Here is a 14,280-nt window from a genome sequence, read left to right as displayed (position 1 = left end):
GGGCCCCCTCCGCCCGCGGCTCGCGGCTCCACGGGCGAAGGGGGAGTCGGGTCAGCCGTCGAGTCGTACGACCCGCACGGCTCCCGCCGGGACCGCGAGGCGGCCGGCGGCGCGTTCGCCCGTCAGCAGTTCGGTGCCGGAGGTCTCCAGCGGCACCTTGGCGTCGGCGGCGGTGTGGTTGATCGCGAAGAGGTAGCTGCCCGTCCCGCCGGAGCGGCGCACCACCTCGACGTCGTACGGGAGGTCCGCGCGCGGGGAGATCCCGGCGTCCTCGGCGGCCCGGCCCAGCAGCGCGTCCAGGCCCTCGGGGCCGAGTCGGGTGGAGACGTACCAGGCCGTGCCCTCGCCGAGCCGGTGCCGCGTCACGGCCGGGTGACCGGCGGTGAGCCCTTCGGCGTAGGTCCAGACGGTCTCGGCGCCGCGCGGCACGACGAACTCCGTCCACACGTCGCCGGTGAGGTCCTGCCCGTCGGGGCCGGTGAGGCGCACGTCCTCGCCCGCGAGCAGCGGTGAGAACTCCTCGACGGTCAGGCCCAGGACGTCGCGCAGCGCACCGGGGCAGGCGCCCTCGTGGACGGCGTCGTGCTCGTCGACGATGCCGGAGAAGTACGACACGACGAGGGTGCCGCCGCCGGCGACGTACTCCGCCAGGTTGTTCCCGGCCGCCTCCGTCATCAGGTACAGCGCGGGCACCACGACCAGCGGGTACCGGGACAGGTCGGCCTCGGGGTGGGCGAAGTCGACGGTCAGGTGGCGGTCGTAGAGGGCTTCGTAGAAGGCGTCGGCGCGCTCGCGCGGGTCGGCGTCCTCGCTGGGCCGCCAGTCGAGGCTCTGCGCCCACCAGGAGTGCCAGTCCCAGAGCACGGCCACGTCGGCCTCGGTGCGGGTGCCGCGGACGGAGGCGAGCGAGTCCAGTCCGGCGCCGAGCTCGACGACCTCGCGCCACACGCGCGTGTCGGTGCCGCCGTGCGGGACCATCGCCGAGTGGAACTTCTCGGCGCCGCGCCGGGACTGCCGCCACTGGAAGAACATGGCGCCCTCGGAGCCGCGGGCCACGTGGCCCAGGGAGTTGCGGGCCATCTGGCCGGGGGCCTTGGCGGGGTTGCGCGGCTGCCAGTTGATGCCCGAGGTGGAGTGCTCCAGCAGGATCCAGGGGGCGCCGCCCGCGACGGAGCGGGTGAGGTCGGCGGCCATCGCGAGGTTGACGTGCGTACGGCGGCCGTCGGTGATCAGGTAGTGGTCGTTGGTGACGATGTCGACCTCACGGCCCCAGGCCCAGTAGTCGACGGAGTCGCACTGGCTGAGGGCGGTCATGAAGTTGGTCGTCACCGGGACGCCGGGCGCGAGCCGGTGCAGGATGTCCCGCTCCGCGCGGAAGTTCTCGCGCATGGTGGCGTCGGCGAACCGCTTGTAGTCCAGCGCCTGCCCCGGGTTGCCGACGGTCGGGGTGGCACGCGGCGGGTTGATGTCGTCGAAGCTCGCGTAGCGCTGGCCCCAGAAGGCGGTGCCCCAGGCCTCGTTGACCGCGTCGACCGTGCCGTACGTCGTCTCCAGCCAGCGGCGGAAGTGGGCCGCGCAGGAGTCGCAGTAGCAGGCGGAGACGGGCACGCCGTACTCGTTGTGCACGTGCCACATCGCCAGTGCGGGGTGGTCGCCGTAGCGTTCGGCGAGGCGGGTGGTGATGTTCGCCGCGGCCGCGCGGTAGTCCGCGTTGCTGTGGCAGATCGCGCCGCGGGAGCCGAACTCCAGGCGTACGCCCTCGGCGGTCACGGGCAGCGCGTCGGGGTGCTGACGGTAGAACCAGACGGGCGGCGCCACGGTCGGGGTGCCCAGGTCGACGCGGATGCCGTTGTCGTGCAGCAGACCGATGACGCGGTCCAGCCAGCCGAAGTCGTACTCGCCGGGCGAGGTCTCCAGCAGGGCCCAGGAGAAGATCCCGACGCTCACCATGGTGACGCCGGCCTCCCGCATCAGCCGGACGTCGTCCTGCCAGACGCTTTCCGGCCACTGCTCGGGGTTGTAGTCCCCACCGAAGGCGAGCCTGGTCAGGCCCCGGGGGCTGGTCTCCGGCATTGGATCTCTCCCATTTAATCGATCATTTGGGAACGTGCACACACTGCTGCGTCGTTCGGAGCCCAACATAACCGCACAGCAACAACCATTGACAAGTGTCCGGGATGTTTCTCTACTGTGAACGCTCACAGACACCAGGGCAGGGTTTTCGCGACGGGCGAGGACCCGGCCCACGTGATCGCATGGCAGGTTCTCGCACCGGGCGGGAACCCAGGTCAGGGGAGAGATCCATGCCCAACACGAAGCGTCGGCGGCTCTTTGTCAGAGGTGCAGCTTCCACCATCGCCGTCGCCCTCGGCGCCACCGCGCTCGCCGCCTGCGGATCGTCCGACGAGGACGGCGGCGCCGAGTCCGGTCCGGTCTCGCTCACGTACTGGACGTGGACGCCCGGCATGGACAAGGTCGTGGACCTGTGGAACAAGGGCCAGGGCAAGAAGGACCAGATCACCGTCACGGTGAAGAAGCAGGCGTCCGGTGACACGCTGGTCACCAAGATCCTCACCGCGCACAAGGCGGGCAAGGCCCCCGACCTGGTCCAGGCCGAGTACCAGGCCCTGCCGACGCTGGTCAGCAACGACGCGCTGGCGGACATAGCGAAGGACGTCGGCGACGCGAAGAGCAAGTTCGCCGACGGAGTGTGGCAGCAGACGACGCTGGGCACGGACGCCGTCTACGCGGTGCCCCAGGACATCGGCCCGATGATGTTCTACTACCGCGCGGACCTCTTCAAGAAGTACGGCCTGAAGGTCCCGGTGACCTGGGAGCAGTTCGCGCAGACCGCCCGCGACCTGAAGAAGAAGGCCCCGGACACGGACCTCACGACGTTCTCGGCCAACGACTCCGGTCTCTTCGCGGGCCTCGCCCAGCAGGCCGGCGCCAAGTGGTGGACGACCTCGGGCGACAAGTGGAAGGTCGGCATCGACGACACGGCCAGCAAGAAGGTCGCCGACTTCTGGGGCGGTCTCGTCAAGGAGGGCGCCATCGACAACCAGCCGATGTACACGCCGGCCTGGAACAAGGCGCTGAACACCGGCAAGCAGATCGCCTGGGTCTCCGCCGTGTGGGCCCCGGGCACCCTGACCACCGCCGCGCCCGACACCAAGGGCAAGTGGGCCATGGCCCCGCTCCCCCAGTGGTCGAACAGCGACGACGTCACCGGCAGCTGGGGCGGATCCTCCACGGCCGTGACGACGGACTCCAAGCACAAGGAGGCCGCCGCGAAGTTCGCCGCCTGGCTGAACACCGACGGCGACGCCCTCAACGCGCTGGCCAAGGAGGGCGGTATCTACCCGGCTTCCACCTCCGCCCAGCTCAGCGGCGCCTTCACCACCCCGCCGGACTACTTCTCGAACCAGGCGGACTTCTACACCACGGCGGCCAGGATCGCGAAGACCACCGCCCCCTCGGCCTGGGGCCCGAACGTGAACGTCGCCTATACGACCTTCAAGGACGCGTTCGGCGCCGCCGCGAAGGACAAGTCCGACTTCTCCGCCGCCCTGGCGAAGATGCAGTCGGACACCGTCGCCGACCTGAAGAAGCAGGGCTTCGAGGTCTCCGAGTGACCAGCACACCCCGCAGCGGGACGTACGGGGCCGAGAAGGCCCCGTACGTCCGGCCGTCCGCCCGCACCGCCGACCGGACGCGCAGCGCCCCCTACCTCTTCCTCGTCCCCGCGACCCTCCTGTTCGCCCTGTTCTTCGCCCTGCCCATCGGCTACGCGGTGTGGCTCAGCTTCCGCAAGGTGCACGTGTCCGGCCTCGGTCTCGGCTCGGGTGCGCGCAGCGAGGTCTGGGCCGGTTTCGCGAACTACACCGCCGCCTTCACCGACAGCGAGCTGCTCGACGGCGCGCTGCGTGTCCTCGGCTACGGCTGCATCGTCGTCCCGGTGATGCTGGGCCTGGCGCTGCTGTTCGCGCTGATGCTCGACTCCGAGAAGGTGCGGCTCGCCCCCTTCACCCGGCTCGCGATCTTCCTGCCGTACGCCATCCCCGGCGTGGTGGCGGCCCTGCTGTGGGGCTTCCTGTACCTGCCGGACGTCAGCCCCTTCTACTACGTGCTCGACAGGCTCGGCATGCCGCAGCCGGACCTGCTGGACGGCGGCCCGCTGTACCTCGCGCTGTCGAACATCGCGGTGTGGGGCGGCACCGGCTTCAACATGATCGTCATCTACACCTCGTTGCAGGCCATCCCGGCCGAGGTGTACGAGGCGGCGAAGCTGGACGGGGCGACGCCGACGCAGATCGCGCTGAGGATCAAGATCCCCATGGTGGCGCCCTCGCTGGTGCTCACCTTCTTCTTCTCGATCATCGCCACGCTCCAGGTGTTCAACGAGCCGACCACCCTCAAACCGCTCACCAACTCCGTGTCCACGACGTGGAGTCCGCTGATGAAGGTGTACCGGGACGCGTTCGGCACCGGCGACATCTACCAGGCGGCGGCCGAGGCCGTGATCATCGCTTTCGCCACGCTGGTGCTGTCCTTCGGGTTCCTGAGGGCCGCCAACCGGCGCAACAAGCGGGACCTCGGTCCCGGAGGAGCACGATGAGTTCTCTTGCCGTCCGCAAGGCGCCCTCGACGGCCGGCGCCACGGGCACCGCCCGCAGCCGCCCCCCGCTCCGCGGCCGGATCGCGCCGGTGCCGACGCTCACGCTGCTGCTCGGCGCGGTCTACTGCCTGCTCCCGGTGGCCTGGGTGGTGATCGCGTCCACCAAGTCCGGCAGCGAGCTGTTCTCCACGTTCACGTTCCTGCCGGGCAGCGGCTTCACGGACAACATCGCCGACCTCGACGCCTACCGGGACGGCATCTACTGGCAGTGGATGGCCAACTCGGGGCTCTACGCCGTGCTCGGCGCGCTGCTGTCGACGGGCGTCTCGGCGTTCAGCGGCTACGCGCTGGCGACGTACCGCTTCCGCGGCCGCGAGACGATGTTCAACGTCCTGCTCGCCGGTGTGCTGATGCCGCCGATCATCCTCGCCATCCCGCAGTACCTGCTGATGGCGAAGGCGGACCTCACGGACTCCTACTGGTCCGTGCTCCTGCCGCAGATCCTCTCCCCCTACGGCGTCTACCTCTCCCGGATCTACGCGGCCGCCGCCGTCCCGGGGGACGTGGTCGAGGCCGGCCGGATGGACGGGGCGAGCGAGTGGCGGATCTTCACCAGGATCGCGCTGCCGATGATGATCCCCGGCATGGTGACGGTGTTCCTCTTCCAGTTCGTGGCGATCTGGAACAACTTCCTGCTGCCGTACATCATGCTCAGCGACGACGAGCGGTTCCCCCTCACGCTCGGTCTGTTCACCCTCCTCGAACAGGGGGCCAACACTCCGGCGCTCTACACGCTCGTGATCACCGGCGCGTTCCTCGCGGTGATCCCGCTGGTGGCGCTGTTCCTGGTCATTCAGCGGTTCTGGAGCCTGGATCTGCTGTCCGGAGCCGTAAAGTCATGACCATGAACAATGGTGCGGGGGGCCGCCGCAGACCGCCGACCATCCACGACGTGGCACGGGAGGCGGGGGTCTCCCGGGGCACCGTCTCGCGCGTGCTCAACGGTGGCCACTACGTCAGCCCCGCCGCCGCCGAGGCGGTCAACGCCGCCATCCGCAGGACGGGTTACGTCGTGAACCGGCACGCCCGCTCCCTGATCACCGGCCGCTCCGACTCGGTGGGCTTCCTGCTGACGGAGCCTCAGGAACGGTTCTTCGAGGACCCCAACTTCAACGTCCTGCTGCGCGGCTGCACACAGGCGCTGGCCGCCCACGACATCCCCCTGCTGCTGATGCTGGCCGGGACCGAGGACGAGCGCCGGCGCATCACCCGGTACATCACCGCCGGACACGTCGACGGGGTGCTGCTGGTCTCCAGCCACTCCGGGGACCCGGTCGCCACGGAGCTGCGCGAGGCGGGCGTACCGCTGGTCGCGTGCGGCAAGCCGATCGGGATCGGGTCCAAGGTGAGCTATGTGGCCGCCGACGACCGCGACGGCGCCCGGGACATGGTGCGCCATCTGCTGGCCCAGGACCGCCGGCGGGTCGGTGTGGTCACCGGTCCGCTGGACACGCCCGGCGGTGTGGAGCGGCTCGCCGGCTACCGGGAGGTGCTCGCCGAGGCCGGTGTCGAGTACGACGAGCGACTCGTGGTCTCCGGTGACTACAGCAGGGCCAGCGGCGAGGCGGGCGCCGAGCGGCTCCTCGCCCAGGCGCCGGACCTCGACGCGGTGTTCGTCGCGTCCGACCTGATGGCGCAGGGTGTGCTGACCGTGCTGCACCGGGCGGGCCGACGGGTTCCGCAGGACGTCGCGGTCGGCGGTTTCGACGACTCCCCCGCGGCGACCGCGGTCAGTCCCTCCCTGACCACCATCAGGCAGCCGTGGGACCGGATCAGCAACGAGATGGTCCGGGTGCTGCTCGCCCAGATCGGCGGCGAGGACCCGGCGGCGGTGATCCTGCCGACGGAGCTGGTGAAGCGGGAGTCCACGTAGCGGACGGGAGCCGCCGTGCGCCCGACCGGTCAGGATCAAATGCGCCCGACCGGTCAGGATCGAAGAAGCCGTCCGCGGCTGCTCCGCCTAGCGTGAGACGTGCGGGAACACGGTGGTGCTCCCGCACCCCGCACCTCACCGAGGAGGACGCCATGGCCACCGGCCTTCAGACGATCATCTACCCCGTCAAGGACCTCGACCGGGCCAAGGCCCTGTTCGGCGCGCTCCTCGGGGTCGAGCCGTACGCCGACGAGCCCTACTACGTCGGCTTCAAGGCCGCGGGTCAGGACATCGGCCTCGACCCGAACGGACACGGCAAGGGCATGACGGGACCGGTCCCGTACTGGCACGTCACCGACCTGCGCGAGCGCCTCGCCGCGCTGGTGGCGGCGGGGGCGGAGCTGATCCAGGACGCGCAGGACGTCGGCGGCGGCAGGCTGATCGCGTTCGTGAAGGACGCGGACGGCAACCTGGTCGGGCTCCTCCAGGACCCGGCCGCCTGAGCGCCTGCCCAAGCGCTTGCACCCGCACTAGTTGCACACTCAATAAACGGGCGTTTCGGTGTTACCGTGCAGGTATGGCAGCGAAGACGGCCGGTTCGGGCCTCGAGGAGCGGTGGCGGGACATCCTGTCGGTGCACGCGCGCACGATGTGCGAGATCGACCGCGCGCTGCATCCGCACGGCCTGGGAGCGAGCGACTTCGAGGTGCTCGACATCCTCGCCTCCGAGGCCCCGCGAGCGGGCGACCAGTGCAGGGTGCAGAACCTCGTCGGACGGGTGCACCTCAGCCAGAGCGCGCTGTCCCGCCTCATCGGCCGCCTGGAGAAGGAAGGCCTGGTGGAGCGCTCCGTCTGCATGGAGGACCGGCGCGGGGTGTGGGTCGCCCTCACCTCCAAGGGCCGCGACCTGCACACCGAGGTGCTGCCGCTCCAGCGGGCGGTACTGGGCCGGATGCTGACCCGGTCCCTGCCGGACGCCCGGTCCTGACCGTACGCCCGCCCAGGACCGACCGGATGCCGGGTCCGGAACACCGGGCCCCGCAGCGACGCCCGGTCCGGCCGTGACGCCGGGTCCAGCCGTGGCACCGGGTCCTGGCCGGACGCCGGACGCGGTGCCGGCCGGTCCCGGCTCCGGGCGTCCGCGGTTCAGCGGGCGAGCAGGGTGCGGACCCCCTCCGAGGTGAGCGTCAGCGGATGGTCGCCGGCCGCGTCGATGGCGAGGGACAGCTCGCCGGTGGGCCACTGCGCGGCGAGCGCGCCGAGCGGCACCAGACGGTAGCGGTCGACCTCGGGCAGCAGGTCCGCCATCTCCGGTTCGGAGGTGAAGACGGGCACCACCGGCGCGCCACCGGGCTGCTCCAGGACGGGCAGCGCGACCGTGGCCGGGTTGCTGACGTCCTCGTCGACGGCGTCGTCGGGCACGGGCACGAGCACGTCGCAGTGCGCGAGCGTGTCCAGCGCGGCGGTGTCCTCGGTGTCCCTGGCCAGCGCGTCCAGCGCCAGCGCGGCCGGGTTGTTGCTGCGGTCGTGCGCGGGTGTCTCCATGACGAACTCCCTGGTAGCGGCGGTCCGGCGTCGCGTACCCGAGCGGGCGGGCCTCAACCCCCGGCGGGGGAACACGCGGGACCGGGATCCGGGTCAGGCCGACCCCGTACCGTCATCCGGCTGCCTCCGTACCGTCGTCAAGACGCCTCCGTACCCGCGTCATGCCGCGCCTACACCCGCCCCCCGCACCGCCCCCATCCCGCGCTCGCGCCGCCCCCTCCGACGCCGTCGATCCGCGCCGCGGACGACCCCGCGGCCTGCGGGTCGAAGGCGCGCGGCGGCCCCGGCCGACGATGCTGCACACCTGAGCGCGGACCCGCTTGAATGATCGGAACACCACAGGGTTAGCATATGAGCGCCACCTAGCTCGAAAGATAGGCCCGTGACGCTCAACGACGATTCGTTCACCAACTGGAAGAACCGCGAGGAGATCGCGGAGTCGATGATCCCGATGATCGGGAAGCTGCACCGCGAGCGGGACGTGACGGTCCTGCTGCACAGCCGCTCCCTGGTGAACAAGTCGGTGGTCAGCATCCTCAAGACCCACCGGTTCGCCCGCCAGATCGCCGGCGAGGAGCTCTCGGTCACCGAGACGCTGCCGTTCCTCGAGGCGCTCACCGCGCTCGACCTCGGCCCGTCCCAGATCGACATCGGCATGCTCGCCGCGACCCACCGGTCCGACGACCGCGGCCTGTCGGTGGCGGAGTTCACCGCCGAGGCCGTGGCCGGCGCCACCGGCGCGAACAAGATCGACCGGCGCGAGCCCCGCGACGTCGTCCTGTACGGCTTCGGCCGCATCGGCCGCCTCGTCGCCCGGCTGCTCATCGAGAAGTCCGGCTCCGGCAACGGTCTGCGGCTGCGCGCCATCGTCGTGCGCGGCGGCGGCCGTCCCGCCGACGACCTGGTCAAGCGGGCGTCGCTGCTGCGCCGCGACTCCGTGCACGGCCAGTTCCAGGGCACGATCACGGTCGACGAGGCTCACAACAGGATCATCGCCAACGGCAACGAGATCACGGTGATCTACGCCGACGACCCGAGCCAGGTCGACTACACCGAGTACGGCGTGCGCAACGCCATCCTCATCGACAACACCGGCAAGTGGCGTGACCGCGAGGGCCTCGCCAAGCACCTGCGGCCGGGCATCGACAAGGTCGTGCTGACCGCGCCCGGCAAGGGTGACGTGCCGAACATCGTGCACGGCGTCAACCACGACACGATCAAGCCGGACGAGCAGATCCTGTCCTGCGCCTCCTGCACCACCAACGCGATCGTCCCGCCGCTGAAGGCGATGGCCGACGAGTACGGTGTGCTGCGCGGCCACGTGGAGACCGTCCACTCGTTCACCAACGACCAGAACCTGCTGGACAACTACCACAAGGCGGACCGTCGCGGCCGTTCGGCGCCGCTGAACATGGTGATCACCGAGACCGGTGCCGCCTCGGCCGTCGCCAAGGCGCTGCCCGACCTCAAGGCGCCGATCACCGGCAGCTCGATCCGGGTGCCCGTGCCGGACGTCTCGATCGCCATCCTCAGCCTGCGGCTCGGCCGCGAGACCAGCCGCGACGAGGTCCTGGAGTACCTCCGCGAGGTCTCGCTGACCTCGCCGCTCAAGCGCCAGATCGACTTCACGACGGCGCCGGACGCGGTCTCCATGGACTTCATCGGCTCGCGCCACTCGTCGATCATCGACGCGGGCGCCACCAAGGTCGACGGCGACAACGCCATCCTCTACCTCTGGTACGACAACGAGTTCGGCTACTCCTGCCAGGTCGTCCGCGTCGTCCAGCACGTCTCCGGGGTAGAGTACCCGACGTACCCGGCGCCGGCGACGGGCGTCTGACGGGGGCGCATTTCGCGCACCGGCCCCTTACAGGTGGCCGGCACGAGGGAGGGGCGGGGCGCCCGGTGAGCGCCCCGCCCCTCCCTCGTGCCGCGAGCCATGAGTCATGAACCGCGAGCCCTCAGCCGTAAGGCATCAGGCATCAGGCGGACGTCTCCGGGCGGCCGGGCTCGGCCCAGTGTGTGTGGAAGGCGCCCGGGCGGTCGGTCCGGAGGTACGTGTGAGCCCCGAAGTAGTCGCGCTGCCCCTGGAGCAGCGCCGCCGGCAGGCGTTCGGAGCGCAGGGTGTCGTAGTGCGCGAGCGCGGCCGAGAAGGCGGGCACGGGGATGCCGCGCCGGGCGGCGGAGGCGACGGTCTCGCGCCAGGGCACCTGCGCGTCCGTGATCTCCATGGCGAACTCCATCTCGCCCAGCAGGCTGACCAGGTCCGGGTCGGCGGCGTAAGCGGCCCGGATGCGGTCGAGGAACGAGGCGCGGATGATGCAGCCGCCGCGCCAGATCCGGGCGACCGCGCCCAGGTCGATCTTCCAGCCGAACTCCCCGGCCGCGTCCTGGATCATCTTCCAGCCCTGGTCGTAGGCGATGACCTTCGACGCGTACAGGGCGTGCTCGACCTGCGAGGTGAAGCGGGTGGCCTCGGTGCGGCTGAGCGGGGGCGTGGTGCCGCCGGGCAGACCGGCGTAGGCGGCCCGCAGCGCGCTCTGGCCGGACGCGGCGCGGGCGAACGTGGCCTGGGCGATGGCGGTGACCGGGGACCCGAGGTCGAGCGCGGTCTGCACGGTCCAGCGGCCGGTGCCCTTCTGACCGGCGGCGTCGGCGACGACGTCGACGAACGCGAGACCGGTGGTGGCGTCGGTGTGGGCGAGGACCTCGGCGGTGATCTCGATCAGGTAGGAACCGAGGCGGCCCTCGTTCCAGGTGCGGAAGATGTCCGCGATCTCCGCGGGGGTGTAGCCGGCGACCTGGCGCAGCAGATCGTACGCCTCGGCGATGAGCTGCATGTCTGCGTACTCGATGCCGTTGTGCACCATCTTCACGAAGTGCCCGGCTCCGTCGGTGCCGATGTGCGTGGCGCAGGGCTCGCCGTCGACCTTCGCGCTGATCGCCTCGAACATCGGGCCGAGGACGTCGTACGACTCGCTCGAACCGCCCACCATGACGGCCGGCCCGTTCAGCGCGCCCTCCTCGCCACCGGACACACCGGCGCCCACGAAGTGGATGCCGCGCTCGCGCAGCGCCTCCTCGCGGCGGCGGGTGTCGGCGTAGTGGGCGTTGCCGCCGTCGATGATCATGTCGCCGGGCTCCAGGAGCGGGGCGAACTCGTCGATGACGGCGTCCGTGACCGCACCGGCCTGCACCATGATCATCAGTCGGCGGGGGGGTTCGAGCGCCGCCACGAAGTCAGCGGCGGACTCGGCGGGGACGAACGTGCCCTCGTGGCCGAACTCCTCGACCAGCGCGCGGGTACGGCCTGCGGAGCGGTTGTGGACGGCGACGGTGTAGCCGTTGCGGGCGAAGTTGCGCGCGAGGTTGCGGCCCATCACGCCGAGGCCGGTGACGCCGATGGCGGCGGTTGCGTTCACGAGGTACGTCCCTTGGATCGTTGGCGTGGTCGGAGGGGCGGGCGGCCCCCCGGTACCCCCAGGTACGGACCGTCGGCCGGTTCTTCTCGATCCACCGCCGATTCGCCTCGATCCGCCGACGGTTCGGCTCGATCCGCCATCGATCCGCCCCGGTCCGCCGTCGGCGCGCGACCGCCGCGCGGCCGTTCCCCGGCGCTGCGCCCACCGGTCCGGCACCGCCACCGGTCCGGCACCGCCACCCGTCCGGTACCGCCGCGGGGTCGCTACCGGCGGCGCCAGGGCAGTGCCGCGGGGTCCGCCTCGGTGCTCTCGGCGCGGACCAGGGCCGCGCTGATGGCCTCGCCGATGTCCGCGAACTGCCGCACCTGCTCCGGGGTGAGGGCGTCGAACACCGCTCGGCGGACGGCCTCCACGTGCCCCGGGGCGACCTCCTCCAGCAGGGACCTGCCCCGGTCGGTGAGGAAGGCCAGCTGGCCCCGGCCGTCGGCGGGGTCCTCCCTGCGGTCCACCAGGCCTACCTCGCGCAGTCTGTTCACCGCGTGGGTGAGCCGGCTGCGCGTGATCTTCAGACGCTGGGCGAGCTCGGACATCCCGAGGGTGCCCTCGGGGGCCATCGAGAGGTAGGCCAGCAGACTGTAGTCGGCGTGTGTCATACCCGCGTCACGCCGCAGCTGCCGGTTGAGGTGGTCGGCGAGCAGCGTGGAGAAGTCGACGTAGGCCAGCCAGGCGCGTCGTTCGTCGGCGTTGAGCCAGCGGGGCGTCGTGGACATGGGTCCAGCCTACGGGGGGCCTGCCGGACGGCACCCGGACAGAAGCGGAGTGACACCGCGAGCGGGGCTCGCACCGGCGAGGTCCCGAGAGCTGCGCCCCCGGTCGTTCGCACCGGTCAAGGGCTCGCGGCGGTAGGGGCGTCCCGGCCGGGCGGAGGGGGTGCGCCCTCCGCCCGGCCGGGACGCCGGGTGTCAGGTGGTGGCGCAGGCGCCGCCGTTGAGGGTGAACGCGGTCGGCGCGGTGTTGGCCGCGCCCTTGCTTCCGATGAACCCGACCGTGACCGAGCCGCCGGCGGGAACGGTGGAGGTGTACGAGGCGGGGGCGACGCTCACCGAGGCGCCGCTCTGGGTGGCGGTCCCGCCCCACATGTTGGTGACGGTCTGGCCGTCGGCGAAGGCGAAGGCGAGCTTCCAGCCGCTGATGGCCGAGGTGCCGGTGTTGCGCAGGGTGATGTCCCCCTGGAAGCCGCCGGGCCACTCCCCCACCACCCGGTAGGCGACCGAGCAGGACACGGCGGGTGCCGCGGAGGTGGTGACGGCGACGGCGGCCGAGCGGGCGGAACGGTTCCCCGCGGCGTCGCGGGCGTAGACGGCGAAGCTGTACGCGGTGTTCGCGGCCAGACCGGTCACGGTGGCGGTGTTGGTCGTCGAAGCGGCGACGGCGGTCTCGGTCGTGCCGCTGATCCGGACGACGTCGTAGCCGGCGACGCCGACGTTGTCCGTGGCCGCCGTCCAGGTGAGGGTCGCGGAGGTGGCCGTCACGCCGGAGGCGGCCGGGGTTCCCGGAGCGGTCGGGGCCTGGGTGTCGCCCGGGGTGCCGCCCCCGAACACCGTGGCTTCCCTGGCGGTCTGCGCGATGCCGTTCACGCCGTTGAAGATGCGCTTGCCCCACGAAGTCAGCTGGGCGGGATCGAAGTTCAGCGTGAGGTCGAGGATCGGGTCGGTGTTGCCGCTCCAGGACCAGGCCAGGTAGCCGAGGTCGAGCTGCTCGGCCGCGGCCATCATGGTGTCCTCGTCGGGGTCGCCCCACTGGTCCGCGGGGCCACCGAACTCACCTATCAGAAGGGGCAGTTTGGCCGCGACGAAGGCGTTGAGGTAGTCGGTGATCTCCGCCGCGGTGTCAAAGACGCTGTACATGTGGATCGAGAAGATGAGGTTGCCGGTGGTGTCGGCGGCGTAGACGGCGCGGGCGTTGGCCCGCATGACGCCCTGCCAGTCCTGGCCCCAGTTGGGCGCGTCCACCATGATCGTGTGCGCGAAGCCGGCGCCCCGGAGCTTCTTGACCGCGGCGATGGTCGGGTCCGTCCAGCCGGCCGGGTCGGTGTTGCCCCAGGGTTCGTTGCCGATGTTGATGATGATGTAGCTCTCCTGGCCGGCCAGGACGTCCTTCAGACCGATCCAGTAGTCGGCGGCCTGGTCCAGCGTTCCCGCCGCGGTGTCCTCGCCGTAGCCGGTGGTGTCGTGCACCTCCAGCACGCAGATGAGCCGGTTGGCCTTGCACTGCGCGACGACGGCCGTGACGTCGGCCGCGCTGTTCGCGCTCCAGCGGTGGCCGTCGGCGAGGACGACACGCACCGCGTTGGCGCCCATCGCCTTGATGTCGGCGAGGGACTGCTGCGTCCTGCCCGGATACCAGGTGTGGGCGTGGTTCACGCCGCGCATGACGAAGTCGTTGCCGTTGCCCTCGACCAGGCGGCCGTCGCTGATGTGCAGGCCGGTGGCGAGAGCGCGCGGCGCCTGGGTCTGCGCCTGGGCGGCGGCCGGGCAGAGGGCTCCGACCAGGACCAGGCCGACGAGGGCCGCGAGCCTGGCCAGCAGGCCGCCCAGCGGGTGCGCCCGGTAGGCGCTGCGCCGGGCCCACGAGGTGCTGTGCCGGTGCACCCGGAAAGCGCTTCGCGGACGGGCCCGGGAGGTGCTTCCGGTGGTTCCTTCGGTGCTCCTTGCTGATCTCACTGCGACTCCAGGAGTGAGGCCCGGAAACTCAGGCGGCAG

At 71.1% G+C, this 14,280-nt stretch carries 12 protein-coding genes; 7 read left to right on the top strand and 5 right to left on the bottom strand.

Annotated features, from left to right (window positions below):
• Positions 1-51: 51 nt before the first annotated feature.
• Positions 52-2,073, bottom strand: a complete 2,022-nt coding sequence (locus Saso_RS08750; protein WP_189922548.1) for a beta-galactosidase — start codon at positions 2,071-2,073, stop codon at positions 52-54.
• Positions 2,074-2,303: 230 nt separating this feature from the next.
• Between Saso_RS08750 and Saso_RS08745 the strand changes: the two genes are divergently transcribed.
• The 6 genes from Saso_RS08745 (at position 2,304) to Saso_RS08720 (ending at position 7,539) form a co-directional block, all read left to right on the top strand.
• Positions 2,304-3,635 (top strand): extracellular solute-binding protein, encoded by a 1,332-nt coding sequence (locus tag Saso_RS08745; protein ID WP_189922550.1) that lies wholly within the window; start codon positions 2,304-2,306, stop codon positions 3,633-3,635.
• A 119-nt stretch (positions 3,636-3,754) separates the two neighbouring features.
• Positions 3,755-4,618, top strand: coding sequence for a carbohydrate ABC transporter permease (locus Saso_RS08740; protein WP_229901314.1), 864 nt, complete (start codon positions 3,755-3,757; stop codon positions 4,616-4,618).
• Positions 4,615-5,520 (top strand): carbohydrate ABC transporter permease, encoded by a 906-nt coding sequence (locus Saso_RS08735; RefSeq protein WP_189922554.1) that lies wholly within the window; start codon positions 4,615-4,617, stop codon positions 5,518-5,520. Before Saso_RS08740 ends, Saso_RS08735 begins: the two co-directional genes overlap by 4 nt.
• A complete protein-coding gene (locus tag Saso_RS08730) occupies positions 5,517-6,551 on the top strand; it encodes a LacI family DNA-binding transcriptional regulator (protein WP_189922556.1) in 1,035 nt (344 codons plus the stop codon). Before Saso_RS08735 ends, Saso_RS08730 begins: the two co-directional genes overlap by 4 nt.
• A 152-nt stretch (positions 6,552-6,703) precedes the next feature.
• Positions 6,704-7,054, top strand: a complete 351-nt coding sequence (locus tag Saso_RS08725) for a VOC family protein (protein ID WP_189922558.1) — start codon at positions 6,704-6,706, stop codon at positions 7,052-7,054.
• Positions 7,055-7,128: 74 nt separating this feature from the next.
• Entirely contained in the window at positions 7,129-7,539 is a 411-nt protein-coding gene (locus Saso_RS08720) for a MarR family winged helix-turn-helix transcriptional regulator (RefSeq protein WP_189922560.1), read from the top strand.
• A 158-nt stretch (positions 7,540-7,697) separates the two neighbouring features.
• Here the strand turns inward: Saso_RS08720 and Saso_RS08715 are convergent, their stop codons facing one another.
• On the bottom strand, positions 7,698-8,096 hold the full coding sequence (locus tag Saso_RS08715) for an SseB family protein (protein WP_189922562.1): 399 nt from the start codon (positions 8,094-8,096) through the stop codon (positions 7,698-7,700).
• Between the two features lie 382 nt (positions 8,097-8,478).
• Between Saso_RS08715 and Saso_RS08710 the strand changes: the two genes are divergently transcribed.
• A complete protein-coding gene (locus Saso_RS08710) occupies positions 8,479-9,936 on the top strand; it encodes a glyceraldehyde-3-phosphate dehydrogenase (RefSeq protein ID WP_189922564.1) in 1,458 nt (485 codons plus the stop codon).
• A gap of 142 nt (positions 9,937-10,078) precedes the next feature.
• Here the strand turns inward: Saso_RS08710 and gndA are convergent, their stop codons facing one another.
• The 3 genes from gndA to Saso_RS08695 all read right to left on the bottom strand — a co-directional run bounded on the left by gndA (position 10,079) and on the right by Saso_RS08695 (position 14,169).
• Complete coding sequence (gene gndA, locus Saso_RS08705) at positions 10,079-11,518, bottom strand: NADP-dependent phosphogluconate dehydrogenase (protein WP_189922566.1); 1,440 nt, start codon at positions 11,516-11,518, stop codon at positions 10,079-10,081.
• 263 nt (positions 11,519-11,781) lie between these two features.
• Positions 11,782-12,288, bottom strand: coding sequence for a MarR family winged helix-turn-helix transcriptional regulator (locus Saso_RS08700; protein ID WP_189922567.1), 507 nt, complete (start codon positions 12,286-12,288; stop codon positions 11,782-11,784).
• Between the two features lie 192 nt (positions 12,289-12,480).
• Positions 12,481-14,169: a cellulase family glycosylhydrolase gene (locus Saso_RS08695; protein WP_413790178.1), complete on the bottom strand. Its 1,689-nt coding sequence runs from the start codon at positions 14,167-14,169 to the stop codon at positions 12,481-12,483.
• Positions 14,170-14,280 lie beyond the last annotated feature (111 nt).

The sequence above is a fragment of the Streptomyces asoensis genome (assembly GCF_016860545.1).
In the GTDB taxonomy this organism is placed as follows: domain Bacteria; phylum Actinomycetota; class Actinomycetes; order Streptomycetales; family Streptomycetaceae; genus Streptomyces; species Streptomyces asoensis.
Note: the sequence above shows the minus strand (reverse complement) of the source record. Positions and strands in the feature narration are given on the sequence as shown.

Excerpts from the sequence above, each read along its gene's own strand:
- Saso_RS08750 (WP_189922548.1), bottom strand. The coding sequence starts at position 2,073 with ATGCCGGAGACCAGCCCCCGGGGCCTGACCAGGCTCGCCTTCGGTGGG.
- Saso_RS08745 (WP_189922550.1), top strand. The coding sequence starts at position 2,304 with ATGCCCAACACGAAGCGTCGGCGGCTCTTTGTCAGAGGTGCAGCTTCC.
- Saso_RS08735 (WP_189922554.1), top strand. The coding sequence starts at position 4,615 with ATGAGTTCTCTTGCCGTCCGCAAGGCGCCCTCGACGGCCGGCGCCACG.
- Saso_RS08730 (WP_189922556.1), top strand. The coding sequence starts at position 5,517 with ATGACCATGAACAATGGTGCGGGGGGCCGCCGCAGACCGCCGACCATC.
- Saso_RS08725 (WP_189922558.1), top strand. The coding sequence starts at position 6,704 with ATGGCCACCGGCCTTCAGACGATCATCTACCCCGTCAAGGACCTCGAC.
- Saso_RS08720 (WP_189922560.1), top strand. The coding sequence starts at position 7,129 with ATGGCAGCGAAGACGGCCGGTTCGGGCCTCGAGGAGCGGTGGCGGGAC.
- Saso_RS08715 (WP_189922562.1), bottom strand. The coding sequence starts at position 8,096 with ATGGAGACACCCGCGCACGACCGCAGCAACAACCCGGCCGCGCTGGCG.
- Saso_RS08700 (WP_189922567.1), bottom strand. The coding sequence starts at position 12,288 with ATGTCCACGACGCCCCGCTGGCTCAACGCCGACGAACGACGCGCCTGG.